21 protein-coding genes, 1 other RNA gene and 1 riboswitch are annotated in these 25,506 nt (G+C 41.7%); of the genes, 13 read left to right on the top strand and 9 right to left on the bottom strand.

Features of this window, described 5'->3' with window-relative positions; all coding sequences use genetic code 11:
* The first annotated feature begins 75 nt into the window (after positions 1-75).
* The 3 genes from R2Q78_RS04050 (at position 76) to R2Q78_RS04040 (ending at position 3,534) form a co-directional block, all read left to right on the top strand.
* Positions 76-1,854, top strand: coding sequence for an ATP-binding protein (locus tag R2Q78_RS04050; protein ID WP_316789107.1), 1,779 nt, complete (start codon positions 76-78; stop codon positions 1,852-1,854).
* A 131-nt stretch (positions 1,855-1,985) separates the two neighbouring features.
* On the top strand, positions 1,986-2,615 hold the full coding sequence (locus tag R2Q78_RS04045) for a hypothetical protein (protein WP_316789104.1): 630 nt from the start codon (positions 1,986-1,988) through the stop codon (positions 2,613-2,615).
* Between the two features lie 325 nt (positions 2,616-2,940).
* Positions 2,941-3,534, top strand: a complete 594-nt coding sequence (locus R2Q78_RS04040) for an RNA polymerase sigma-70 factor (protein WP_316789103.1) — start codon at positions 2,941-2,943, stop codon at positions 3,532-3,534.
* A 3-nt stretch (positions 3,535-3,537) separates the two neighbouring features.
* Here the strand turns inward: R2Q78_RS04040 and R2Q78_RS04035 are convergent, their stop codons facing one another.
* Together R2Q78_RS04035 and R2Q78_RS04030 are read right to left on the bottom strand one after the other, a co-directional pair.
* Positions 3,538-3,744 carry a helix-turn-helix transcriptional regulator gene (locus R2Q78_RS04035; RefSeq protein ID WP_316789102.1) on the bottom strand — a complete coding sequence of 69 codons (207 nt, stop codon included), beginning with the start codon at positions 3,742-3,744 and terminating at the stop codon, positions 3,538-3,540.
* Positions 3,745-3,843: 99 nt separating this feature from the next.
* A complete protein-coding gene (locus tag R2Q78_RS04030; protein ID WP_316789101.1) occupies positions 3,844-4,197 on the bottom strand; it encodes a hypothetical protein in 354 nt (117 codons plus the stop codon).
* A gap of 146 nt (positions 4,198-4,343) precedes the next feature.
* Between R2Q78_RS04030 and R2Q78_RS04025 the strand changes: the two genes are divergently transcribed.
* Entirely contained in the window at positions 4,344-5,588 is a 1,245-nt protein-coding gene (locus R2Q78_RS04025) for a FecR family protein (protein WP_316789099.1), read from the top strand.
* A gap of 6 nt (positions 5,589-5,594) precedes the next feature.
* On the opposite strand, the gene R2Q78_RS04020 is transcribed toward R2Q78_RS04025, so the two are convergent.
* From R2Q78_RS04020 to R2Q78_RS03990, 7 genes are all read right to left on the bottom strand, one after another.
* Entirely contained in the window at positions 5,595-6,896 is a 1,302-nt protein-coding gene (locus tag R2Q78_RS04020; RefSeq protein ID WP_316789098.1) for a TlpA disulfide reductase family protein, read from the bottom strand.
* 206 nt (positions 6,897-7,102) lie between these two features.
* Positions 7,103-8,509, bottom strand: coding sequence for a sigma-54 dependent transcriptional regulator (locus R2Q78_RS04015; protein ID WP_316789097.1), 1,407 nt, complete (start codon positions 8,507-8,509; stop codon positions 7,103-7,105).
* A 59-nt stretch (positions 8,510-8,568) separates the two neighbouring features.
* Positions 8,569-8,948, bottom strand: an RNA gene (rnpB, locus tag R2Q78_RS04010) — RNase P RNA component class A.
* A gap of 22 nt (positions 8,949-8,970) precedes the next feature.
* Positions 8,971-11,109: a hybrid sensor histidine kinase/response regulator gene (locus R2Q78_RS04005; protein WP_316789095.1), complete on the bottom strand. Its 2,139-nt coding sequence runs from the start codon at positions 11,107-11,109 to the stop codon at positions 8,971-8,973.
* A 21-nt stretch (positions 11,110-11,130) separates the two neighbouring features.
* Positions 11,131-11,625 carry an SRPBCC domain-containing protein gene (locus R2Q78_RS04000; RefSeq protein ID WP_316789093.1) on the bottom strand — a complete coding sequence of 165 codons (495 nt, stop codon included), beginning with the start codon at positions 11,623-11,625 and terminating at the stop codon, positions 11,131-11,133.
* 33 nt (positions 11,626-11,658) lie between these two features.
* Positions 11,659-12,081, bottom strand: coding sequence for a cytochrome c (locus tag R2Q78_RS03995; protein ID WP_316789090.1), 423 nt, complete (start codon positions 12,079-12,081; stop codon positions 11,659-11,661).
* Positions 12,082-12,083: 2 nt separating this feature from the next.
* Complete coding sequence (locus R2Q78_RS03990; protein ID WP_316789088.1) at positions 12,084-12,737, bottom strand: SCO family protein; 654 nt, start codon at positions 12,735-12,737, stop codon at positions 12,084-12,086.
* Positions 12,738-12,910: 173 nt separating this feature from the next.
* A riboswitch (cobalamin riboswitch) is annotated at positions 12,911-13,098 on the top strand.
* Between the two features lie 259 nt (positions 13,099-13,357).
* Here R2Q78_RS03990 and metE point away from each other — a divergent pair.
* From metE to R2Q78_RS03945, 9 genes are all read left to right on the top strand, one after another.
* Positions 13,358-15,676, top strand: coding sequence for a 5-methyltetrahydropteroyltriglutamate--homocysteine S-methyltransferase (gene metE / locus R2Q78_RS03985; RefSeq protein WP_316789086.1), 2,319 nt, complete (start codon positions 13,358-13,360; stop codon positions 15,674-15,676).
* A 55-nt stretch (positions 15,677-15,731) separates the two neighbouring features.
* Entirely contained in the window at positions 15,732-16,730 is a 999-nt protein-coding gene (locus R2Q78_RS03980) for a beta-ketoacyl-ACP synthase III (protein ID WP_316789083.1), read from the top strand.
* A gap of 106 nt (positions 16,731-16,836) precedes the next feature.
* Complete coding sequence (locus R2Q78_RS03975) at positions 16,837-17,223, top strand: acyl-CoA thioesterase (protein WP_316789081.1); 387 nt, start codon at positions 16,837-16,839, stop codon at positions 17,221-17,223.
* Between the two features lie 53 nt (positions 17,224-17,276).
* Positions 17,277-17,642, top strand: a complete 366-nt coding sequence (locus tag R2Q78_RS03970) for a hypothetical protein (RefSeq protein ID WP_136836216.1) — start codon at positions 17,277-17,279, stop codon at positions 17,640-17,642.
* Positions 17,643-17,831: 189 nt separating this feature from the next.
* Positions 17,832-20,138, top strand: a complete 2,307-nt coding sequence (locus R2Q78_RS03965) for a TonB-dependent receptor domain-containing protein (RefSeq protein ID WP_316789079.1) — start codon at positions 17,832-17,834, stop codon at positions 20,136-20,138.
* Complete coding sequence (locus R2Q78_RS03960; protein ID WP_316789077.1) at positions 20,139-21,419, top strand: sialidase family protein; 1,281 nt, start codon at positions 20,139-20,141, stop codon at positions 21,417-21,419.
* Between the two features lie 26 nt (positions 21,420-21,445).
* Positions 21,446-21,880, top strand: a complete 435-nt coding sequence (locus R2Q78_RS03955) for a hypothetical protein (protein ID WP_316789076.1) — start codon at positions 21,446-21,448, stop codon at positions 21,878-21,880.
* Positions 21,880-22,512, top strand: a complete 633-nt coding sequence (locus tag R2Q78_RS03950) for an SCO family protein (protein ID WP_316789074.1) — start codon at positions 21,880-21,882, stop codon at positions 22,510-22,512. Before R2Q78_RS03955 ends, R2Q78_RS03950 begins: the two co-directional genes overlap by 1 nt.
* 48 nt (positions 22,513-22,560) lie before the next feature.
* On the top strand, positions 22,561-25,491 hold the full coding sequence (locus tag R2Q78_RS03945) for a DEAD/DEAH box helicase (protein WP_316789072.1): 2,931 nt from the start codon (positions 22,561-22,563) through the stop codon (positions 25,489-25,491).
* Positions 25,492-25,506 lie beyond the last annotated feature (15 nt).

Here is a 25,506-nt window from a genome sequence, read left to right as displayed (position 1 = left end):
GTTTAGTAATCTTATTTACTGATACTAGAACAAAATGAAGGTTTTTGGTGTTGTATATGAAAATTATAGAACGCCATGTTTAACTTCTTTCTTAAAAGATACAATGCTATTCTTAGAATGGAGGCAGGTTTTCTCAACCGGGCAAGAATCGGTATACTGGTGCAATTGCTGCTTGCTTTTTCTGCATTAAGTATTTTTCTCTTCATATTGTATTTTTTTCAGGAACGAAATATTCTGTTGTACAGGATTAGCATTCTTATGGTGCTTTTTATTTTCGGGCTGGTCATGATCTTTCTCAACATACCATGGAAAAAAGTTGGACATTACTTTATAATCTGCCTGACATGTTTCATCTGGTCCAATCTGTTGTTCCTAAAAGATGGAATTAATCTCGTTACCGTACAATATGTCATGATGATCGTTACCGGCGGTTATTATATTCTGGGATCACGCTGGGGGCTGGTTTATTCCCTGATAAATACCATACCGGTGGCATTACTGTTTACCTTACAGCAGTTCTATGATGTGAGCTTGTTATGGGCTACACAAAGCGTCAATATTTACGCTCATAATTTCTCCATCGTCATCAATTTTATATTGCTGATTTTCATTCATTATTTCTTTTTCCGGGCATTTAAAAAGACCAGCTGGAAAGAACAGCGTCTAACAGCCAATTTGAAGCGCTCTTTATTGTCTGCAAAAAAAATAGCCCAGGATAAGACCAATTTTCTTTCCACTATGTCGCATGAGCTACGTACCCCTTTAAACGCTGTAATTGGAATGACCAACGTTTTACTGGAAAATAATCCTAAGCCTGAGCAAAAAGAAAATCTTGAAATCCTGCATTTTTCTGCAGAGAACCTGATGGCCACGATCAATGACATCCTCAGTTTTAACAGGCTTGATGCCGGAATGGAAAAGCTGGAACAGACGTCCTTCCGCCTGGATACCTTGCTGGCTAATGTGTATGGGGCATTGAAGATCAGATCTTCAGCAAAGGGAATTGAGTTTTTGCTGGAAACCGATGACCGTTTAAAAGAAATTACCGTTTATGGCGACCAAAGCCGGCTGACCCAGATCTTATTTAACCTTGCCGGAAATGCAATTAAATTTACCCAGGAGGGCTTTGTGAAAATCACGGTAAGCCTGGAGAACACCATTAAAGATGCTTTAACCGTCAAATTTGAGGTTACAGATTCCGGTATTGGTATTCCCAAAGATCAGGTCCCGAGTATTTTTGAGCCTTACTTTCGTGCGAAGCACCGGAACAACAGGCAGTATCATGGAACAGGGCTTGGACTCAGTATAGCGAGAAGACTGGTAGATCTGCATGGCGGCAAATTAACATTTGATAGCAAGGAGGGATCCGGTACCACATTTAGATTTACGCTTGTACTGATTAAAGTAGAGGTTGCGAAAGAGGTCTCGGCAAGAACTTCAGCGGAAACTGCGGCCGAAATTAACCACCTGCGCATCTTAATTGCCGAGGATAACCTGATCAATGTTATGGTACTTCAAAAAACAATAGCCCGATGGGGATTAAAAGCAGATGTTGCCGAAAATGGTCAGCTTGCGGTAGAAGCGTTACTGGCTAAAAATTATGACGTCATATTTATGGATATCAATATGCCGGTAATGGACGGTTTTGAGGCCTCCAGGGAAATCCGTAAAATGGATGATGCTGAGAAAAGCAGTGTTTATATCATCGCAATAACTGCTTCAATCGGCATTTCCATTGAATTGCATCCGGAATTTCATTACCTCGACGATTTCCTGCTGAAGCCTTTCTATCCCGAGGACCTCCAGTTGAAGCTCGAACAGATCGCTTTACTGAGAAGCAAACCAGCAAAGTGATAAATTCGGGATACTATCCGACTGCAAGTGATGTTGTGCATTGGGGGTAGTTGGTTGTTTTTAATTGGCTGAAACATTTTCAAGATGCCAGTGGTTAAGCCTGCAGATGACAAACCTAATCTATAAGAAGCATGGAAACAAATAGAGAAAACAACGAACCTGGAGCGGCACATGTGCCGCCTCAGCAGACAGGATCAGAAATGAATGCGGTTGAAAAGATCGAGTTAGCTTCTGAAGCAGAAGCAATTCAGTTTTTCAAAACGGTAAAAGGACGTTTGTTGGATGTAAACCGCTGGACAGAAATCGCGGGAGTAGGTATGTCAGAATTTTTTCTTACCGATGCAGATGGAAACCTGGTGCAGCGAAAAGCGACAAATGGCGATCACATCCGGATTGATATACCGGGACCGGGTACACAGACCGGTGGCGGGCATGATTGGGTAACTATTGAAGAGATCAAAGCGCAGGTGCTGGATGATGCCGAAGTATTGAGCATGACCGCCAGACCATCTGCAAACCCTTTGACGAGTAGTGAGGAAACGGCTCATTTTTTAACTGACCAGGCAACTTCTACTTTCCAGGTGAAGCGCATTGGCAATACAATCTATGCGGAAGAACATGGTCGCAACGAGATACCCAATACAGGTACCGAAAATACACTGGATAATATCCGTAATACCTTTGTGGGCTGGGGTGCTAAAGTTGGTTTCTCCTATCCACAGTGGAAGGCTTTAGTTAAAGGGTTGTTGAATTTAAACTAATAGGATTTTTTACGCTTTCCTTTCACATTCCGTTCGCTTCTTCTTAAGGGTTTCCGCACACTTGCTTAAGGGTTGGTTCGTTTCCAGTCGCAGCAACCCTTAATGTGATACGGCGGAAGGCTTTAGGTGAAACAAGCGCAGAGCGCTGAGATGATGACAAAAAGTAGCGAAACTACGAATTTATTTTTCTTTTAGTTGGTTTATATGGCGGAACTTGTATAATCTTGCAACCTGCGAAGTTTACTGAGCAAGCTTCATTACAAATGAAAAAAATGATGCTTAATGAAAACAAATTACTTAACTTTAAGATAACAGGGGTAATATTATGGCTGCTTATAGCGCATATTCTGATCAGGAACTGGTTGCTTTTTTAAAGCTGGGAGATAAAACCGCTTTTGAAGAAGTATATAGCCGTTATGGTATGATGATTTATTTCAAGGTGAATCAGATGCTCAGGGATGAAGAGGCTGCAAAAGACCTGGTTCAGGATGTTTTTATGAATTTGTGGTCCAATGCAGGGCAGGTTAAAGAGGATGCTAATTTGCCGGGGTATTTGTATGTGTCATCGCGGAATAGAATATTCAACCTCATTCAGAGAGGCAAGACCAGAAATGACTATGTGAGCTCGATTTCCAGATATGCCACTGAGGCCAGCACGGAGACTATGGATAAACTGGATGAAAGGGAGCTGATGGCCATCATTGCTTTAGAAATTGCAAAACTTCCTGTAAAGATGCGGCAGGTATTTGAAATGAGCCGGTTGGAAAATCTCAGCCATAAGGAGATTGCCGAGAAGCTGGGGATCTCTGAGAAGACTGTAAAGACACAGGTTCACAATGCGCTGGATATTTTGAGGGTAAAGCTGAAATCCTATGGTCCGGGTGCTATGATTATTCTAGCAATGCTGAATAAAGACTGATGATTATTTCCAGTCTTTTTCTTCCAGTGTGAAAATCTCTTCTACAGTGGTATTGAATACTGAGGCGATCTTTAACACCAGAATACTGGAAGGGACGAACTTTCCGATCTCAATTGAATTTATCGTTTGTCTTGATACATTGACTTTGTCGGCAAGTGCGGCTTGAGTAAGGTCGTGTTTTGCCCGTTCTACCTTTATCGTGTTTTTCATCAGAATTAGTCTGTCTTTTATAGGTTATGAAGCTATCATAAGCATATCATTGCTGTTTGTAGGTAGTATGTTTAATGATGGTTTCATTATGGTGCAAAATTACGCCATAAAAATGTAAAGCCTTGAAAAACGGATAATGTTAGCAAGAGAGAATACCAGTATCAGGAAATAATTAATTGATATTAAGTCGAAGCCAATCATCTGGTGCTGGTAAAGATTGGAGATAACCAGCTTAATTGTATACCCAATAATTAATGCAAAAAGAGCTGCAGAGGACCGGATTGCACCAGATCTTTCGTCTTCCCTGGTTTGGTTGCTGATAAATAATACAAATAAGCCAGAGAGCAGGGGAAGCTCAGGATTGTGTGATTTGGAAGTTAACAGGATCGGAATCCCGATAAGAATGAGGAATAAACCCAGGAATTTAGAGAATTTTGAAAATGTTTTCATCATTTAAAGATTAGTTTGAACGTCTAAATGTACAGTTAATTTATTTAAAAGACAAGTATAGTTGTCTTTTAAATATTATTTTCATTTTCTTCTACACCCAAGGCTCTTCTGATCTGTATTACTATTAAACGTGATATAAACCACCAACAATGGACACCAACAGGATTAAAATATTACTACAAAAATATAAAGCAGGCGAGGCTACAACAGAGGAGCAACTGCTGCTTGAGAATTGGTATGCAAGAGAATCTATGCTCCAGATGCAAAATCCTGAAATGGAAGATTACCTGCGTATTAAAAACGAAATGTGGGTGAATATGGAGCAACAGATGCCGGTTGAAAGGAGGATTATTAGGCTTTGGACTCGTATCGCTGCGGTAGCAGCGGCGGTAGCGCTTATAGTTTTAGGTGTTTATTTCTTTAATGCTCCATCTCGTCATCCCGACGACAGGAGAGATCTTTCGAACTATGCTAACGACGACATAGCGCCAGGTAAGAACGGAGCTACAATCACGCTTGCCAGTGGTAAGGTGATAGAATTGAGCGATGCAAAGAGCGGAGTAATAATAGGGGATGATAAGGTCGCTTATAATGATAACACCGTCATCTCGAGCGACCCTTTGTCATCCAGAGCGAACGCGAAGGATCTCGTCGCCTCAACCGCCAAAGGACAGACTTACGAATTCATATTGCCGGATGGCACCAAGGTATGGCTTAATGCCGCCAGCACATTAAGAATCCCTTCCGACTTTTCGGGGGCAGAGTCCCGAAAAGTTGAGCTGACTGGAGAAGCCTACTTTGAGGTGGCAAAGAATAAAAAGAGACCTTTTATAGTAAAGAGCTTGGGGCAGGAGGTAACAGTGTTGGGTACTCACTTTAATATTAATGCGTATGCGGATGAACCGAGTGTCAAGACCACGTTGCTGGAGGGTAGTGTTTCGGTATCTTCATTCCAGCCGTCTCCGTCATCTCGACGCGGGGAAAGATCTTTAAACTATGCTAGCGGAAAAGCGCTGACCGCGCAGGAGCTGCGAAGCAAAATGAGTCAGGGTGCCATAATCCTAAAACCAAACGAGCAGGCTACGCTGGATAAAGACTTCCGGATACAAGTGCAGCAGGTGCAGGAAGCAGAGCGTGCCATGGCGTGGAGAAAGGTACAGGGTAAACCTGGCGACTTTTACTTCCAGAATGAAGATCTGGAATCATTAATGAGGACGGTGGCACGATGGTATGACGTAGAAGTAGTATACCAGTTTAAATATAAACGAAGTGATAAGGTCTTTGCGGGAGCAGTTTCCCGGGATGTGACGCTATCGCAGATGATGAGGGTCCTGGCGCTTACACAAGGTTTTACATTTAAGATAGAAGGGAGGAGGCTGATCATTATGGATTAAAAGCAGCTACTTTCCTGCTCCGGCTTTTGAAAGAGAAATCATGATATCCAGTTCTTTTACAACCGACTCAGGCGTACCATCAAAGCCAGCTACATTAAACCGGATATTTCCACTGCCATCTATAATAAACTTGGTGGGAATTCCTTCAACTTTGTATTTATCAGCAAAATCAAATTTTCCCGGAGCATTTGGTGTCGGGGTATCCAGCAAAACATTAAAGGTGTATTTTGGATTGGCCAACATCCAGTCCTTTACTGTTTTCTCTCTATTTTCCTCACGTTCAAAGGTATTGATGAACAGGAAAACTACATTCGGATCATTCCTGTACTTTTCGACGGCCAATTGCATACCTGGGAAGGATTTGATACATGGTCCACACCAGGTTGCCCAACAATCAATAATAACGGTTTTGCCTTTTAATGCTGCCAGGTCTGTCACTTCACCTTTCAAGTTCTTTAAAGCAAATGCAGGTGCGGGAACGTTGATCACTCTTTTGGCAAAACGCTCATTTCGCTTATTGTCTGCTTCTTTTTCCAGATTTCCATAGTATGTCTCAAAATTTTCGGTACCTGTGTATTGCGCTTTTAGTACGGTTTTTAGTTTTTCATTGGCCTGACCTGCTCTTACAAATCGTTCTGCAGCAGTTTTGGCCTCATTGTTCTTACCATTTTTTATCAGGAGCTCCAGGTAACTCATGTTTGTTTCCAAAATCGCGAAGTTATGTTTTTTGACAATATCTTCCATTAGCGCTAAGGCTTCCGAATTTTTACCCATTGTTTCCAGTACCCCTGCATATACAGGTGCGTACATCATATAATTAGCGGCCAGCTGGTTCAAATATTCTGCTCTTGACTTATAATATTTAGGGTCTTCTTTGTCCAGTTTCGCCATTTCCACCAGGTCCAGGGATCTTTTTGAGATTTTAGCGAAAAATGGTAGGTTGTCTTTTATTTTTTCTTTATCTCTACAAAAGGAAGAATATAAGGCCGCACGAATCGTCTTAGATGCGATTTTGTCAATGTAAAACTCAGTCTTTTGATAATTCTTCTCCATAAAAAAGGCCACTCCAATACTGGTAAAAGCGCGGTCGACTTTCGCTGCGTCAGCTTCTTTATTGATGTCCAGATTGAATGCTGTCAGCACCTCATTCAGCCTTTTCTCTTTTTCGTCTGCCGTTTTGATGGCCCTTATTTCGGCTACTGCTGAAGTTAACGCAGTGCTTTTGTCTTCGTTAATCTTATCTGCCTGAGCAAATGATGTAACCGCTGTCAGCATTGTAAGCGATAGTAATAAACAAAGTGATTTCATGATCTTTAGGATTATAATCAAATATAACTAAAACATTAGTTAATGTCAACCTAAATATTTAGCTTTATTCGAGCATCTCCTGAGATATTGGTAATTGGGACGTGTGGATGTTGTTTTGCCTGATGCTACGGCAGAGGTGGAGGTGGAGGTGTGCTGAGGAAGTGTAATGGGCAAAATGCCCCTGCAACTTGCAGGGGCATTTTCTACTATTCGGCTGTTCTTTTCAGCCCGTATTTTTCTATTTTGCTGTACAGGTGACTGCGTTGGATATCAATATCGTCAGCTGTTTTACTCACGTTCCAATTGTTTTTTTCTAATTTGAACTTGATGAATTCCCGCTCTGCATAATCTTTATAATCCTGGAAGTTGGTGAACTTATCATAATTAGGTACAGCAGATGACGAACTTGAAGGTGTTCCATTGGTTCCCGATGATGCACCGATGTTTGTTCCGCCTCCCGGATTGGCAAAAGCAACAACGTCATGCTCTGTAATTACTTTATCACTTAAAATGATTAAACGTTCAATCATATTGTGCAATTCACGAACATTACCTGTCCATGGCAGATTTTGCAGCGCCAGCATTCCGCCTTCACTGATCTTTTTAACAGGCATGCCATAATCCTTGCAGATGTCTTCAAGAAAGTTCTGCGCTATTTCAGGGATGTCTTCGATACGCTCACGTAAATGAGGTACATGGATATTGATCACGTTCAGACGGTGGTACAAGTCCATACGGAAATTTCCGTCTTCTATTTCTTTAAGCAGGTCTTTATTGGTTGCGGCAAGTACTCTTACATTTACCTCAAATTCTTTTTCGCCCCCTACACGTGTGATTTTATGCTCCTGTAATGCACGAAGCACTTTTGCCTGCGCAGAAAGACTCATGTCGCCGATCTCATCTAAGAACAGTGTTCCGCCATTGGCCAGTTCGAACTTACCGATGCGCTGTTTTACAGCAGAGGTAAATGAACCTTTTTCATGACCGAACAACTCACTTTCAATTAATTCAGATGGAATAGCAGCACAGTTTACTTCAATAAGCGGGCTGTCTGCACGGTTTGATTTTTCATGTAACCAGCGCGCCACAAGTTCTTTACCACTACCATTTGCACCGGTGATTAAAACCCGCGCTTCGGTAGGGGCTACGCGCTCTATAGTTTCTTTAATTTTATTGATGTTGTCGGAACTTCCAAGGATATCCCTGGTCTTGCTGACCTTTCTTTTTAAAACCTTAGTTTCAGTGACTAGAGTACCCCTGTCCAGTGCATTTCTAACAGTGATCAGTAATCTGTTTAGATCAGGTGGTTTTGAAATGAAATCAAAAGCGCCTTTTTTACTTGCTTCTATTGCGGTTTCAACCGTTCCATGTCCGGAGATCATGATAAAAGGAAGATCCGGACTGTATGCCAGTGCCTGTTCCAGCACTTCCATTCCGTCCATTTTATTCATTTTGATGTCGCAAAGTACGAGATCAAATTTCTTTTTCTTGATCAGTTCAAGTCCATCAACTCCATTATCGATATCTTCAACTTCGTAATTTTCATATTCTAAGATCTCACGTAAAGTGCTTCTTATCGCTCGCTCATCATCAATTATCAACAATTTTGCCATAGGTATTGCCTCAGTGTGTGTTTAATTATCCGTGCTAATATATTGTTTTTATTAAAATAAAAAAATGCAAGCCTGTAAGCCGGGTTCTGTTCCTCAATAAATAAGGATTCTATCATTAATCCACTATAAATGTTGCCATTTATCTCTAACGACCTACCCACTAACATCGGACGAGCAGCCCTACATGCGTTAGCCTATTTGGTCTTTCAACTCCCGGGGTTTACCAGCCCTGCCATCACTGGCAAAACTCGTGAGCTCTTACCTCACGTTTTCAACCTTACCTGTGCCTTTTCAGGCCATCGGCGGTGTGCTTTCTGCGGCACTTTCCATAACCCGGGTATTCAATCCCGAGCCTCTTCCCGTTAGGAAGCGAGATGCTCTGTGTTGCCCGGACTTTCCTCTCCAATAATTAAATTGCAGCGATAGAACGGCTTGCATTTTGATGCAAATATACCAGTTTTTTATGCAACGCCAGACATTTTATCCAATGCTTTTAGCAGCTGGGTAATGATGTCTTGCTCAACAAAAGGTTTTGATATAAAACCGCAAAATCCTTTGTCTTCAAATCCCTTTTCACCTGTGGTGTCAGACTGGCCGCTGACAGCGACAACCGGGATCTGATTTAAAGGACTTTTAAGTGCTCTTATCGCCTCCAAAAGCTGATCTCCATTCATTCCAGGGAGCTGTATGTCTGTCAAGACCAATTTGATATTGCCTTCCTTTATAATCTTAAGCGCTTCTTCGGCCGTAGAGCTCTGGTGAAAATCAACATTCCATTTATGCGTCATTACTTTCAGGAACATCAGGTTGAGCTCATTGTCGTCAACTGCAAGGATACTGATGCCATTGAGGAGGGATACCATATTTTCAGTTCCCGGATTGCCGGATATTGCCTGTTCGTTCTTTTGATACGGAATGTAGAAAGTAAATGTCGTTCCGGTTCCAGGGGTGCTTTTTACGCTGATATTGCCATTTTGCAGCTCGATAAGCTGTTTACATATGTAAAGTCCGAGTCCGGTGCCTACCTGACCTTTTGACGATGTGGTCTGGTAGTATTTGGAGAACAGATTGGTCTGCTGATCCAGGCTGATTCCTGCACCTGTATCAGTCACTTCCACCTGCAGACCATTCTCCGGGTTTAGCTGGGCTCTTACTGTAATGTTTCCCTGAGCAGTGTATTTGATGGCATTGCTCAGCAGGTTGATCAGGATTTGTTTCAGCCTGAAGCTGTCTCCGAGTACTATTGCCTGTTGGTCTCCCTTGAATTTATAGTCCATACCAAGGTTTTTCTTGGTCGCACTATAACTCATGCTTTCTATCACCTCGTTTAACGTGAAATCCGGATTGAAAGCGTCATTGTTGATCTTGAATTCACTGTTTTCCATTTTTGCGGCATCAAGGGTGTCATTCAGCGTGAGCAGCAGCATATCAGAAGATCCCCTGATGGAATCCAGCATTTCTTTCTGACGCTGGGTAAGAGTAGTTCTGCTGAAAATATATAGGAAGCCTTTGATTGCGGTTAGCGGATTGCGTATTTCATGGCTCATGTGGAGCAGCAAGTCCATTTTTTGCTGTGCCATGGTTACTGAACGCTCATTTTCTTTTCTTAAAAAGATTTCGGATTTATTGAGCTGCATGATGAAGATAATCAGTAATATGGCAAATACCAGAACTAAAAATAAAGCTGCCAGGTAGAATTTATTTAAAAGGTTGGTTGTTTCCTGATAATTCCTAAAAGCCATGGTTTTGAGCTCGTCTGCTACTCTATAGTTGATGTCTTTCAAGTCGTTGATGATACGTTCAAGTTCGTTGCTGATATCAGAATTGAGACTGATGAGCTGTTTTTGCATACTCAGCAGGGTGACATTACGCTCCTGCAGCAGCTGCAACTGCTTAGAAAAATTGTTTCTGTCTGCCGCAATCATCTTTTGGGTAGTCAGGTCGGCAGTGTTGCTATTTTTATTATGGTTGATGATGATGACATCTTTCTCGCCGGTTTTTTTATTGGCGATGGCATCTTTTATCCTCCCAAAGAGCCCTTTTTTTTCTCCGCCGACTACTTTTACTATAGTATCAGTTTTTATGTTGATGTTCTTTTTGGTTGGTTTTACCTCTGTTTTGATTTTAGTAGCTGGTATTTGTTCTACCTCGCCGTTAAACCGGGCATACACGGTTAGCAGAGAGTCAAAGTTATGTTTTAACACCAGGAGCCGTTCTGAAAGAATTATTTTTTTTGAATAAAGTGACCTTACTATCTTGCTTTGTGCTGAAGTCAGGTCTGCCGTATCTGTATTGTTTTTTAAGAGGGTATCAATATTGTTAAATGCCGCATTAAGTTTGGCTTTATAGCTGTTACTTCTGATGCTATCCGGATTTAACAATGACTCCTGAAAATCTTCTTCAGCCTGCTGGAGTAAAAGCAAGGTCTGTTGCGGTTTCAGCTGATCACGTTCTACATTGCTGGCAAGTTTTGAAATATGTTCCAGTTTCGCAGTGATGGAACTGCGAACGAAAATTGCTGCAATGGAAACTACAATTACAAACGCTAAAAACGTGAGTAGAATTTTTCTGGCTAATGTTTTAGTGTGAGTAACTTTCATGAATTGCTTAGTTAGAGAACATTAATTGTTGATCATTGGATTCAAATGCCTGTCTTTATTTCTCAAGTCTATACCACCTTCGTAGATTGACTTCATGTTGACCAGATAAAATGCCCAACCACTTGAGCAACCCAGTCTGACGAATTGTTTGGACTGGTCGTCGGTCGGAATCTGGTGCTGTTTCAGTTCTACGATGGTATATCCTTTCGACTCGCTTAGTTTGACGTCTACAAGGCATTCTCCCTCAAATATGAATTGTAAAAAATCCCTGCCATTGGCAGATGTGATATTTCCTGTCATGGCATCCGGGTATAAATACCAGGTCCATTCATAGGTATTGTCTTTAGAAGCATTGATGTATTTGCTCAATGCCTTTTTATTGCCGTCATAAAATCCTGCCTTTTCCAGGAACCATTTTTCGAGTTCCGCAGATTTTGTCCAGGCATTATAAATATCAGCCATTTTAGCCTTTATGGCGATGCGTTTAGTAAACGAAGTCCAGTCGAAATTTTCCATAATCTACCATAAACATAATTAAAAACTATTGATTTATTTACAGTTTTTGAGATCATCAGCTACTTGTTCCGGAGTATAATGACCTTGTTTATTGCCAAATGAATTGGTAATGTAAACAATGATCTGAGCGATGTCAATATTGGCGAGGGTAGGGAAATCAGGCATTTTCTCCTGATACTGGCGTCCATGAACGGTAATAGGTTCGCTTAGTCCATTTTTAATGTAACAGGCGATTTTTTGTTTGTTTTGCTGGAGGAATACCGTGTCGGTAAGTGGCGGAGCGAGGGCACTTAGTCCCTCTCCATTTGCACCATGACAATTCTGACAATATTTAATATACAGATCGCGCCCGTTGGTATAATAGATGTCCTGCTTCAGTTGGCTTGCATTCTGACAGGAATAGATGATTAAACCAATGGAGCTAAGGAATAATATACTTAATAAGCGTCTTCGCATAGTTATTTCTTATCTTCTGCCAGTAAAACAGGAATGTCTTTCATTAATTGTGCTACCTGTTCCTTTACTGTACCGTCATAGGCACCGCGTATGCGCTTTTGTTTGTCTATCAAAACAAGCCATCCCTGGTGTATATAGCCGTCTCTTTGAGTTGAATCTTCGCCAACGGCAACAAGGTAATCCTTCTCTGCTATTTTGTAAACACTATCCTTTGTTCCGTAAGCAAATTGCCATTTTGGCCCATCTACACCTAGTTTTTGAGCATATTTCTTTAATCTGTAAGGTGTGTCGTACTTAAAGTCGATGGTGTGTGAAAGATACATTACATCCGGATTGTCCTTGTACTTTTCAAAGACCTCTTTCATATTTCGGTGCATGGTAGGACAGATGGTAGAGCAGGAGGTGAAGAAAAAATCAGCGATGTAGATCTTATCCTTAAAAGTATCATTGGTGATGTAGGTACTGTCCTGGTTTAAAAACTTAAATGCCGGTATCGTTTGGTAGACTGTGTCTATACTAACGGTTCCATCAGCATTTTTTACCTCTTTTGCTTCCCTTTGTCCATATATAGGCAGTTTCTTTTGTTCCTTACAGGATGTAAAGGAAAGGGTTATGGCCAACAGGGCAGCTGGAAAAAGGTAATGTTTGAATTTCATGATACGGTGTTTAATTGCTGCAAAGGTACGTTACTGAAAAAATTAAGTGTAATGTGGAGGTAATAATTTAGGTTGTTATAGCATTTGAGGGCTATTTATATCGTTTGTTGTTTTCGTGTTTTATTTAGCGTAATAATACCTAAGTTTGCAACTGATAAGTTCTTTACTTTATTTCTTCATCAACCGGAAGAGGTTTTACTTAGCTGTAGATTAATAGGGAATCGTGTGTAAATCACGAGCTGTCGCGCAACTGTAAGTAACACAAAAGGTTTTTACCCTTAGTAGTCCACTGTTCAACAGAATGGGAAGGACGGTAAAAATGTTACAAGTCAGGAGACCTGCCTTTACCGAATTGACAATGCTTTCGCGATTTGAAGCAAAGGTTAGTTTGATGTTAAACTAATATCTAATGGTTATGCCATTATGATATTCGCATTGGTGTTCGTCATCTCGATGGAAGCGTAGCGAAGAGAGATCTTTGAAAGATATCTCCCTGCGGTTCGATATGACGTGCTGATGGGCTATTCGTTTACATCCGCTTTCTTTTTTCTTTTTTCCGTTCGCATTGTGAAGTTCAGCAAAGCGCTTTTAACTGATTTTTTCAATTAAATGCAAGAAAAATGCTAACAAACAATCTAGGCTATCCGCGAATTGGTAGCAACAGAGAACTCAAAAAAGCCTGCGAGCAATATTGGTCGGGCAAAACAACCATTCAGCAGCTGGTACAGGTTGGTAAAACCATCCGCCAGCAAAATTGGGAGCTGCAGCAGACAGCAGGAATAGCGCTTATTCCGAGTAATGATTTCTCATTTTATGATCAGGTATTGGACCTTTCCTTGACGGTAGGTGCTATTCCAAAACGTTATCATGAAGTGATCCTCAACAAGAGTAATTCAGAACTGGACCTGTATTTTGCAATGGCAAGGGGTTATCAGAAAGATGGTCTGGACATTACTGCAATGGAAATGACCAAATGGTTTGATACCAACTACCATTACATTGTGCCAGAATTTGTAAAAGATCAGCAGTTTAAGCTTTTCTCGACAAAATTGCTGGATGACTATAACGAGGGTAAAAGACTGGGTATCAAAACAAAACCGGTCATTATTGGTCCGGTTACTTACTTGTTGCTGGGTAAGGAGAAAGAAGCTGGTTTTGAAAGGATCGACCTGATTAAAAACCTGCTTCCGGTATACCTGGATATTTTGAAGAAACTGGATGAACAGCATGTGGAGTGGGTGCAGTTTGACGAGCCATTCCTTTCCCTGGACCTGACTGAAAAAGACAAGGCAGCTTTTAAATATGTATATACTGAAATCAGGAAGGCATTTCCAAGATTAAAGGTCTTACTTACTACATATTTTGAGGCTTTAAAAGACAATGTGACCTTGGCTGTTTCACTACCTGTTACGGCACTGCACATCGACCTGGTGCGTGCCCCTGAACAATTGGAGTCAGTTCTCGCAGCTATTCCGTCTAATCTGACACTTTCTCTGGGAGTGGTAGATGGGCGTAACATTTGGAAGAATGATTATCAGAAGTCGCTTGCGCAGCTGGAAAATGCGTTGACAAAATTGGGGACTGACAGGTTGATCATCAGTCCTTCATGCTCTTTAATTCATTCGCCCTGCGACCTCTCACTGGAAACGAATGATGCTACATTGACCCCTGAGATCAAACAATGGCTTGCATTTGCCAGACAAAAAGTAGATGAAGTTGTGGTATTAAAAAAGTTGCTGAACAAAGAGGATCTTGATCCTTCGATATTATCAGATAATATACAAGCGCATGAAAATCGCCGGATTTCTTCTTTGATTCACAATCAGGCTGTAAAGCAGCGTGTGGCGGGTATTTCTGAAAAAGACGACCGTAGAAATCATGATTTTGCTGTGCGTAAAGCTGCTCAGCGCGAAGCTTTAGGTTTACCTTTATTTCCAACTACTACTATAGGTTCGTTTCCACAAACTGCAGAAGTGAGGAGCTGGAGGTCTAAATATAAAAAAGGAGAACTTACCCTGGCCGAATACGATGCTTTGATTGAAAAGGAAACAGAAGAAACCATTCGTTTCCAGGAAGAATCAGGTATTGATGTGCTGGTGCATGGTGAATTTGAAAGAAATGACATGGTGGAGTATTTCGGTGAGCAACTTGCTGGTTTTACGTTCACTAAAAATGGCTGGGTACAGAGTTATGGCAGCAGATGTGTAAAACCTCCTGTAATTTATGGTGATGTGCACAGACCGAAGGCCATGACAGTAAGGTGGTCTGCATTTGCCCAGTCGCTAAGCGAGAAATGGGTAAAAGGAATGCTAACAGGTCCGGTAACGATTTTGCAATGGTCATTTGTCCGCAATGACCAGTCACGCTCAGAAACCTGTACACAAATCGCTCTGGCTATCAGGGACGAAGTAGTTGACCTGGAAAAAGCAGGTATTAAAATCATACAGATTGACGAACCCGCAATTCGTGAGGGACTGCCTTTACGTAAAGCCGATTGGCAAGCTTATCTGGAATGGGCAGTTAAGGCATTCCGCATTTCCGCAAGTGGGGTGGCTGATGAAACGCAGATCCATACACACATGTGCTACTCAGAATTCAACGATATTATTCAGAATATTGCCGATATGGATGCTGATGTGATCACAATTGAGTGTTCCCGTTCGCAAATGGAACTGCTGGATGCTTTTGCTGATTTTAAGTATCCGAATGAGATCGGGCCTGGTGTGTATGATATCCATTCTCCTCGAGTACCTTCTAAAAATGAGATGGTTAGCTTACTGGAAAAGGCCAAAGCCGTAATTCCTATTGATCAGCTTTGGGTAAATCCGGACTGTGGTTTGAAAACCAGACACTGGGACGAAACAAAAAAAGCTTTAATAGAAATGGTCGCAGCTGCAAAAGTACTGCGGGAATCTGTGGAAGAAGCCGTAACTTTGTAAAAAATAAAAGGGCAGGTTACATGCCTGCCTTTTTTACAGAATTACATACACATAAATGAGAATAAGGAAAAATGCGGTAATTACTGCGGTTGGAGGTTATGTTCCAGATACGGTTTTGAGTAACCATGACCTTGAAAAAATGGTGGATACCAACAATGAATGGATCATTGCCAGAACAGGAATAAAGGAGCGGAGGATCGTAAATGATCCAAATATCGCTACTTCCGACATGGCAACCCTTGCATTGAAAAGATTAATGGAAGATGGTCATGTAGATCCAGATGAAATTGATTGTGTCATCGTATCGACTTCAACACCTGATTATGTGATGGTAAGTACCGGAAGTATGGTTTGCGAAAAAGCAGGCCTTAAAAATGCCTGGGGTATAGATACCAACGCCGCTTGCAGCGGTTTTTTATATGCATTGACTTTAGGTGCAAGTATGATTGAAAGTGGACGCTGTAAGAAGGTTGTTGTGATTGGTGCCGATAAAAACAGCGCAATCGTAAATTATACTGACCGCAATACCTGTATTTTATTCGGAGATGGTGCCGGCGCTGTTTTGCTGGAGCAAACTGAAGAGCCTGTAGGTTTGATGGATAGCTTTTTCAGAACAGATGGTACGGGTAAAGAAAATCTTATCGTTACAGCTGGTGGTTCTAAATACCCGGCTTCACAGGCTACTTTGGACGAAAAATTACATTACGTGCGTCAGGATGGTCGTGTGGTTTTCAAAGCCGCTATTCAGGGTATGACTGATACTTGTAATGAGGTACTAAAGTCTAATGACCTGATCAGCTCCCAAATCAATTACCTTATTCCTCATCAGGCGAACTTAAGGATTATTCAATCTGTAGGTGATTATCTGGGATTATCGGCCGATCAGGTAAAAGTAAATATCGACAGGTACGGTAACACCACTGCAGCCACAATTCCTTTATGTTTATGGGATTTCAAAGATGATTTTAAATATGGGGACAAGATGATCCTTACTGCTTTTGGTGCAGGATTCTCATGGGGCGCGACTTATTTGAAATGGGGAAAGCTGCGCTAAGGAAAAAATTGACCATTCTCTTCGGCGACTGGAACAAATGCGCTGATGAAGCGCAATGATTCCTATGTTGCTTCTGAGAAGGTAAATTTTAAGTATAAATACGCAAATGACAATAGAAGATAAAATTAAGGCATCGGAAACGCGGATCTTTAAGGCTGTATTTCCGAATACGACTAATCATTACGATACCTTGTTTGGCGGTACTGCTATGCATATGATGGATGAGGTAGCTTTTATTACTGCTACCAGGTTTAGCAGGCAGCGAATGGTAACAGTAAGCAGTGACCGGATAGATTTTAACCGGCCTATACCTGCCGGAACTATAGTAGAACTCGTAGGGACGGTAAGCCATATTGGTAATACGAGTATGAAGGTTAAGGTGGAGATTTATGTGGAACAAATGTATTCCGAGGAGCGGGAAAAGGCAGTAACCGGAGAATTTTCATTCGTAGCCATCGACGAAAATAAAAAACCGGTCTCCATCACCAAATAAATTCATTCTAAAGCAGGTCGTCGGACCTGCTTTTTTTATATCTTTGCCGCAGAATGCTGTTGAAACCCATATCCATATTACTTTTGTTTAGTTTGCTGTCGGCAAACTGTTCAAGCTTATTGGTGTTTTTGGGTTTTGAAGCCAATCAGAATTATATCGCCAAAGAGCTTTGTGAAAACAAAGATAAACCTGAAATGCATTGTAATGGAAAGTGCTATTTGATGAAAAAATTAAAGCAGGCGCAGGACAAAGAGCAAAAACAGGAACGCCAATCGCAAAAGACACAGATACAGGATGCTTTGGTAGTGAAACCTTTGGTGTTTAAACAGTATGCCTTTGCGGAAATTAATCTTCATGTTCCTTTTTCTACAGGAATGCCGCAAAGTATTAAGAATTCTATATTTCATCCGCCACAGTAAAATTGACCATTCTCTTCAGAGACTGGAACAAATGCGCTGAAGAAGCGCAATGGTTCCTATGTCTCCTCTGAGAAGGTAAATTTTAGCCAAACGAATGGCTGAAAGTAAATTTTAGCGAAACGAATAAAATAACATCACCCGTCAGATTTTTCTGATGCGGTAGATTCTTATGTAAATAATATAATTTTAATGAACCCATACAGATATTTAATACTATCTATTGGCCTGATGTGCTGCTTTTTGCAGGGCATGGCCCAAACAAAGGCTTTAAAAGGCCATATATATGATTCTCAAACCAGACAGCCATTAGCAGGTGTACTTTTGTTTACTGTATCCGGTCAGCAGCTTGGTAAATCAGATGCTAAAGGTTTTTTCGAGATTAGTGCAGACCAGCCGGAAGGTAAAGTGAGTACTTCAATGGCCGGTTATAAAAATCAGATGATCAGGATATCATCAGCTGATAACGAACTGAATGTGCAACTGGAAGCTGATGCCGTTCGTCTCAATGAAGTACGCGTGGCAGGATATAGCGCAAATAAGACGAGTAAGGAGACGGCGGGATCTGTCGCTTTACTCACCGCAAGGGATATTAGTCGTGGCAGCGCGGTGTCTCTGCAGCCCGCTCTAAACAGCATTCCGGGAGTGCGCATGGACCAAAGTACACTTTCTGAAGCACGTATCTCCATTCGTGGAAATGGTGTCCGTGCTTCTTATGGTATCAGAAATGTGAAGATCTATGTAAATGAGATTCCGGTAACAGAAGCAGATGGAACTACACGGATAGAAGCGCTTGATGTGAACAGCATCGGCAGGGCCGAAGTGATCAAAGGACCAGCTTCAAGCATTTACGGCGCTGGCACAGGAGGAGTCATCAACTTTCAAATGCAGCGTTCTCCTTACCAGGAACAGAGCATTGAGGCCTCAGGTTTGTTAGGCGCCTATGGACTGCACAGGTTGGCAACTACTTACCGCAATGGTGGTGATAAAGTCAATAGCTACGTTTCTTACGGCTGGCAGGAATATAAAGGTTACCGTGAGCACAGCAAGGATATGCGGAGATTCCTTACAGGTAATTTTCAGCTTTTTCCAAGTGATAAGCGCATCATTACTTTGTTGCTGAACAGAACCACACAGTATTCGCAGATCCCCGGTTCGCTAACCCTTGATCAGGTAAATGCTAATCCTTTGCAGGCTAATACCACCAATCTGGATAAAGCCGCAGGCAGGTACCAGACCTGGACACGAATTGGCCTGGGCCAGCAATACCATTTCAATGACCAGTTTTCCAATAGCACAAGCGTGTTTACATACTTTTACGATCTGAATCATCCGCTTCCATATGCTTACATCCGTAACTTTTATCAAAGCTACGGCGGAAGGACGCGCTTCAGCTATGACCCTGAATTCGAGCTGTTCCCAACCCGTTTTACAGTTGGTGCAGAATTCAATGAAGGACTGACCAAAGGTTCACAGTACGTCAACAATAAAGGCACGGAGGGGACAATGAATGCAAATGTTGATTATCGAAATACGAATTACTCCCTGTTTTATCAATCAGAAACTTCATTAGGCCCAAAAACAACACTTACTTTGGGTTTAAGCTACAATAGTTTAAATTATGATGTGAAGGATTATCTGAAGACCAACCAGACGGGCGTGAAAAAGTTCGATCCCCAGGCAAGCCCACGTATTGCACTGAGTCATAATTTCAGTGAAGCGCTTAGTCTGCATGCCAGCGTGAGCTCAGGATTTTCTCCTCCCTCGAGTTCTGAAATCAAAAATGTAGATGGTTCCATCAACCCTGTACTTCAGGCTGAAAAGGGCTGGAACTATGAAGTAAATGCCAAAGGAAACTTATTTAAGTCGCGTCTGGCTTATGATCTGGCTGTTTTCAAGCTGGATATGAAAGGAGAATTGATCGCGCAATCCGTACAGCAAGGCATTACGATTTATAATAACGCCGGTAAAACAAGTCATGATGGAGCAGAACTTGCACTTTCTTACCAGCTTTTGAAAGCGGAAGATCAGCATGAAGTTGTTAGCTTACGTCCTTTCGCTGCAGTTACTTATTCTGATTTTAAATTTAAAGATTACAAAATCCTGAATGCGCAGAATATAGTTACCGCAACATACGATGGTAATAAGTTGACAGGCATTGCTCCCTGGGTGTTCAATGCTGGTGTAGATATAGAAACAAGGATGGGTGTTTACTTTTATGGTAATTACTTCTTTAGCGACAAACTGCCTCTGAATGATGCAAATACTGCTTTTAATGATGCTTATCAGGTGTTGAATGCGAAAATCGGCTTTAAAAAGCAATTGATCAAATGCCTGGAAGTGAACGTATATGCCGGACTGGATAACATCCTGAATGAAAGTTACAGTTCAATCGTCTCGCTGAATGCTGTGGGTTACAATGGAGCGCAATCACCTTTCTACAGCCCTTCTCCAAAAAGAAATGGCTACGGAGGTTTAAATCTTAAATACCTATTTTAAATGAAAAGCATATTTATAATAATAATTGCAGCGGCAAGTTTCCTGACTTCCTGTAAAACAGAAAAGCCGACATTGCCGACCCTGGTGAGTACAGCAGGTGCGACTGCCGCAGGCCCGTATTTTACAAATGATAACAAAGGAAATCCGGTACTTTGCTGGACTGAGCAGGATGGTAAAGATTCACTGTTCCGCCTCAAATATGCTGTTTACAATGTGCAAACCAATACTTTTAATCAGCCAGTTACTGTTCCCGCTTCGGCGGGCAGCAGTAACTCTGCTGAGAGCATGGCTAAGGTAGCATTTAAGTCTGACGGTACTGTTGTCGCCCTTTTTGCCAAACGTTTTCCCGCGGAAAAAAACCCTTTTGCAGGCGCCATTTATTACAGTACTTCCGGTGATGATGGAAGAACATGGTCTGAAGTACAATACCTTCATTCCGATACTGCTCATGCTTATGGACGCAGTTTTTTTGATGTAGCAGTTTTAAAGGATGGAGAACTGGCAGCTGTATGGCTGGATGGGAGGTATGCCAAGGAAATCAAAGGTTCAGCGCTGTTTTTTGCACGTACAGAAAAAGGTAAAGGATTCGGATTGGATACCTGTCTGGAGAAAGGAACCTGTGAATGTTGCCGTACAGACCTTTTTGCAGATAAGGAGGGCAACCTGCACCTGGCTTACAGAAACATTATGTATCCTTCTGTACTTTCAGGTAAACAAGTAAGAGATATGGTATACAAGCTCTCCAAAGACAATGGAAAGAGTTTTACTACACCGAAAACGATCAGCAATGACAACTGGGAGATAGAGGGATGTCCACATTCAGGACCTTCCATCGCTCGTACACAAGCTGGTACGAATGCCCTGTGGTTTACTGCTGGTGGAGGTGCCGGTTTGTACTATACCGTATCAAAAGGTTTGGGTGGTGATTTTAACAACAGGAAACTCATCAGTGCTTCAGGAAGACACCCTCAGATGACAGCTCTTAAAGATGGCACGCTGGCTATGGTATTCGAAGAAATGGCAGCAGCAGAACCACCGCATGACATGAAAATGGACCATTCCAAGGGAGGCATGAAGATGAGTCACGGACCTGCTGCATCGGCTAAGGTAGTGCTCAAAATTGTGTCCAATGGTGAAGTGGAAAAATCGATAGCAATGACTAACGGTGACCTTTCTGATAACCATGCCGTGTTAACTGAAACCGATAAGGGACTGCTTGTTTCCTGGGTTAGGGAAGGCCATAAGGGCGCTGAAATCTATTATACAATGGTGAAGCCTTAATGAGGTAATTAATAAACTATATACAGATGAAAAAAATAACTGGAATATTATTAGCGGCTACTATGCTGGCTGCTTGTCAGCAAGGTACAGACTACAAAGCTGTGCGTGACGATGTGATGAAATTTCATGACGTTGTAATGGCCGATCATGGGGTCATCGTCAGCAATCAAATGAAGCTGGACACACTTATAAAAGACCTTAAAGGGTTGAAAGTAACGTTTCCAGAGCTAGATACGGTGAAAGAGCGGACAGCGATGAATGCGCTTAAACTTGAACTTGTAAAGGCAGAGGATGCGATGAATGACTGGATGCATCAGTTTGAGCCCGACATTACCGGTAAATCAAATGCAGAAGCTGTAAAGTACTTTGAAGCGGAAAAGAAGAAGATAGCGGATATTGACAGCATTTACAAACAGGAAATCAAAATCTCGAATGAATACCTGATCAAATTTAAGAAATAATGAGAAGGCTATTTTTAACAGGTTTAGTAGTGATTGTACTGCTTTCATCCTGTAAGGATAAGTCTGCAAGACTGCCGTTTCTTCAAATGGAAGCAGTGGAGAAGGTGGTGGATGGAAAGACCGTGACTGATACAGTTTTTAGGAAAATCCCTGCTTTCAAGTTGCTGAACCAGGACAGTATGGTGGTTACTGAAAATGACTTCGATGGAACCATTTATGTCGCTGATTTTTTCTTTACCTCTTGTCCTACAATTTGTCCGACGATGCACCGCAACTTGCTGAAGGTTTACCAGAAATTTAAAGGTAATCCTGAAGTTAAGTTTGCTTCTCATACCATTGATGTGAAATACGATACGCCATCGAGAATGAAGGCGTATGCCGATAAGCTTGGTATCAGGGGAACACAATGGGAATATCTTTGGGGAACAAGGGACGAGATCTACGCGCTGGCCGAACGCAATTACCTGGTCTCTGCACAGGAAAATAAAAATGCGCCGGGAGGCTTTGTTCACCAGGGTTACCTGATGCTGATTGACAAAGAAAAACGCATCAGAGGTGCCTATGATGGTACACTGGATCATGAAGTTGAGCAATTGATGAAGGATATGGAGATTCTCCTTAGAACGCATTGAGAGTTTCATTATCTTTAGACGCCGTAATCAACTGCCGATAAAGATTCAATGAACGATAGAGAAGAACGAAATTCAGGGAAACTAGACCTGACCAGGCTTAATGCCATTTTGAAGGCTGATAAGACTGGCAAGTTGCCCTCCGGAAGTAATGTCGTTCTTGCAAAAACGGTGCTGATATTGAGTCAGCATCGTTTTTACCGTCACCTTGTAATTGAGCTGGCGGAAGCTGAAATGGCCCGGAATGGAAAACTTAAGAATCCCATTAAATTTATTGATCCCCTGGATATGGTCTGGAAGACGGACAACCATGAGGAACTGAAGTTTTATACCGGAGTTTCCAGGTTTAAAAACAATTATTCTGAAAGCAGGGCAGAGTCAGATCTGGATGCATTGAAGGCAATTGTCCGTAATCCCCTGAACCTGGAGGTTTACCTCCACGATGACAAAATAGCCTCCAGTATTACTGCCGCTTCAATTTTTCCTGCTAAAATGGAATCATTGAAGCCCGATCTCCTTCTTTCTGTGAATGAAAAGGCAGATCATTTTGAAATTTCCGGTAAACTGATGCTGGAGGATAAATCCTATGGACTGGAAAGCATCAGGCTCAGGTACAACTATTTTATACAGGTGCAGCACCATCTTTACCTGGTTGATAATCCATATTTTTTGAGTGTCATCGATTTCTTTAAATTTCAGAATGATACGATAGTCCTGGAGCGGGAGGAATATGAGGGATTTTATGAAAATATCCTTTCTGTGCTCGAGGAGAAGATCAAGATCAATTATTCCTATCTGAGGCGAGCAACGAAAAAACAGATCATAGAACAAGGTTTTGACCTGGAAAATGAACTGATTCTTTACCTGTCGGAGTCTGAAGATTTTGTGCTGATCACACCTGTTATGAAGTATGGAAGTCTGGAGATTCCGGTTATCTCTCAAAAGCAGATCAAATCAAAAGATAAACTGGGCAAGATGTTTACACTGGCCCGTGATGAAGAAAGAGAACTTCAATTTATTACCATTATTGCAAAAATGCATCCTCAGTTCATGGAGCAGATGGAAGAGTTTCCTGAACAGAAACATGCCGACTGCTTTTACCTGCACCGTAAGAATTTTCTGGACGCTGCTTGGTTTTTGGATGCTTTTGAAGCCTGGCGAAGCAAAGGAATAGCAATACTCGGTTTCAATGAACTGAAGAACAATCCGGTAAATCCCTATAAGGCGGAAATTTCAATCGTAGTCAACAGCGGTATGGATTGGTTTGAAACAGCTATTAAGGTCAAGTTTAATAAAGAGACTGTTGCGCTTAAACACCTGCACAAATCGATCCGTAACAAAAGCAAGTTCGTACAGCTGGATGACGGTACTATGGGCATCTTACCCGATGAATGGATTGAAAAGTTTACCGCTTATTTTGGTGCAGGAGAGGTAGTAGAAGAAACCATACGAACGCCAAATATCAGCTATAGCGCAGTAGAAGAGTTGTATGAGGATGAGGTGCTTGATCAGCAGGTCAGGAGTCAGCTGATGCATTATAAATCTAAACTGAACGCATTTAAGGAAATTGAAACTATTGCTGTTCCTGAAGGATTGAATGCAGAATTAAGAGGGTATCAGAAGGAGGGACTGAACTGGCTGAATTTTTTGGATGAGTTTAATTTCGGTGCCTGTCTTGCCGATGATATGGGTCTGGGTAAAACCATACAGGTGATCGCTTTTATCCTGAGTCAGCGTGATAAATCGGCACACAATACAAATCTGATCGTAGTTCCTGCATCTTTGATTTTTAACTGGCAAAAAGAAGTAGAAAAATTTGCACCTTCCATCAAGGTCCGTACGATTTATGGAGCTGACAGGGCCAAAGTGGTGCATGATTTTGATCAGTACGAGATCATACTCACTTCTTACGGCACCTTACTTGCAGACATCCGCTTTTTGAAAGATTACAGGTTTAATTATATTTTTTTAGACGAATCTCAGACTATAAAGAATCCTGATTCACAACGTTATAAAGCCGTTCGTATGCTGCGATCGCGCAATAAAGTGGTGCTGACCGGCACACCCATAGAGAACAATACTTTTGATCTGTATGGTCAGTTGTCTTTTGCCTGTCCGGGATTGCTGGGCACGAAGCAGTATTTTAAGCAGATTTATTCAGTGCCTATCGACCAGTTTAAAGACAGTAAAAGAGCTGCTGAACTTCATCGGAAAATCAATCCATTTATCTTAAGGAGAACAAAAGAACAGGTGGCGAAGGAACTGCCTGATAAGACTGAAATGGTCATCTATTGCGAGATGGGAGAGCAGCAGCGTGAGGTTTATGACAGTGCAAGAGAAGAAATCCGGGATTTCCTGATGGGAAGATCAGAAGATGAGCTGGCTAAAAGTAGTATGCACGTTTTAAAGGGCATCACTAAATTGAGGCAGATCTGTAATTCCCCGGCTTTACTGAGCAATGATAAATTTTACGGAAATGCTTCGGCTAAAATGGATGTGCTGATGGAACAGATTGAAAGCAAAGCCCCACAGCATAAGATCCTTATATTTTCCCAGTTTGTGACCATGCTTGATCTCATAAAGGAAGAACTTCAGGTAAGAAATGTACGCTATGAATACCTGACCGGACAAACCAGAAACAGGCAGGCCGTAGTAGAATCCTTTCAAAACAATCCTGAAATCCGTATTTTTCTGATTAGTCTGAAGGCAGGAGGTACGGGATTGAACCTGACACAGGCGGATTATGTCTACCTGGTAGATCCATGGTGGAATCCTGCGGTGGAGAATCAAGCCATAGACAGGTCATACCGTATCGGACAAAAGAAAAATGTAGTAGCCGTCAGGCTGATTTGTCCTGATACCGTTGAGGAAAAGATCATGATGATGCAGGAATCTAAAAAGGAAATTGCCAACGACCTCATTAAAACAGAAGAATCCATTTTTAAATCCCTCAGTAAAAAGGACCTGCTGGGTTTGTTGTAAGCTATATTTTGCTTA

Source organism: Pedobacter frigoris, from assembly GCF_032678645.1.
GTDB lineage: Bacteria > Bacteroidota > Bacteroidia > Sphingobacteriales > Sphingobacteriaceae > Pedobacter > Pedobacter frigoris_A.
The sequence above is the reverse complement of the archived record's forward strand: the minus strand, read 5'-3'. Positions and strand labels throughout refer to the sequence as shown.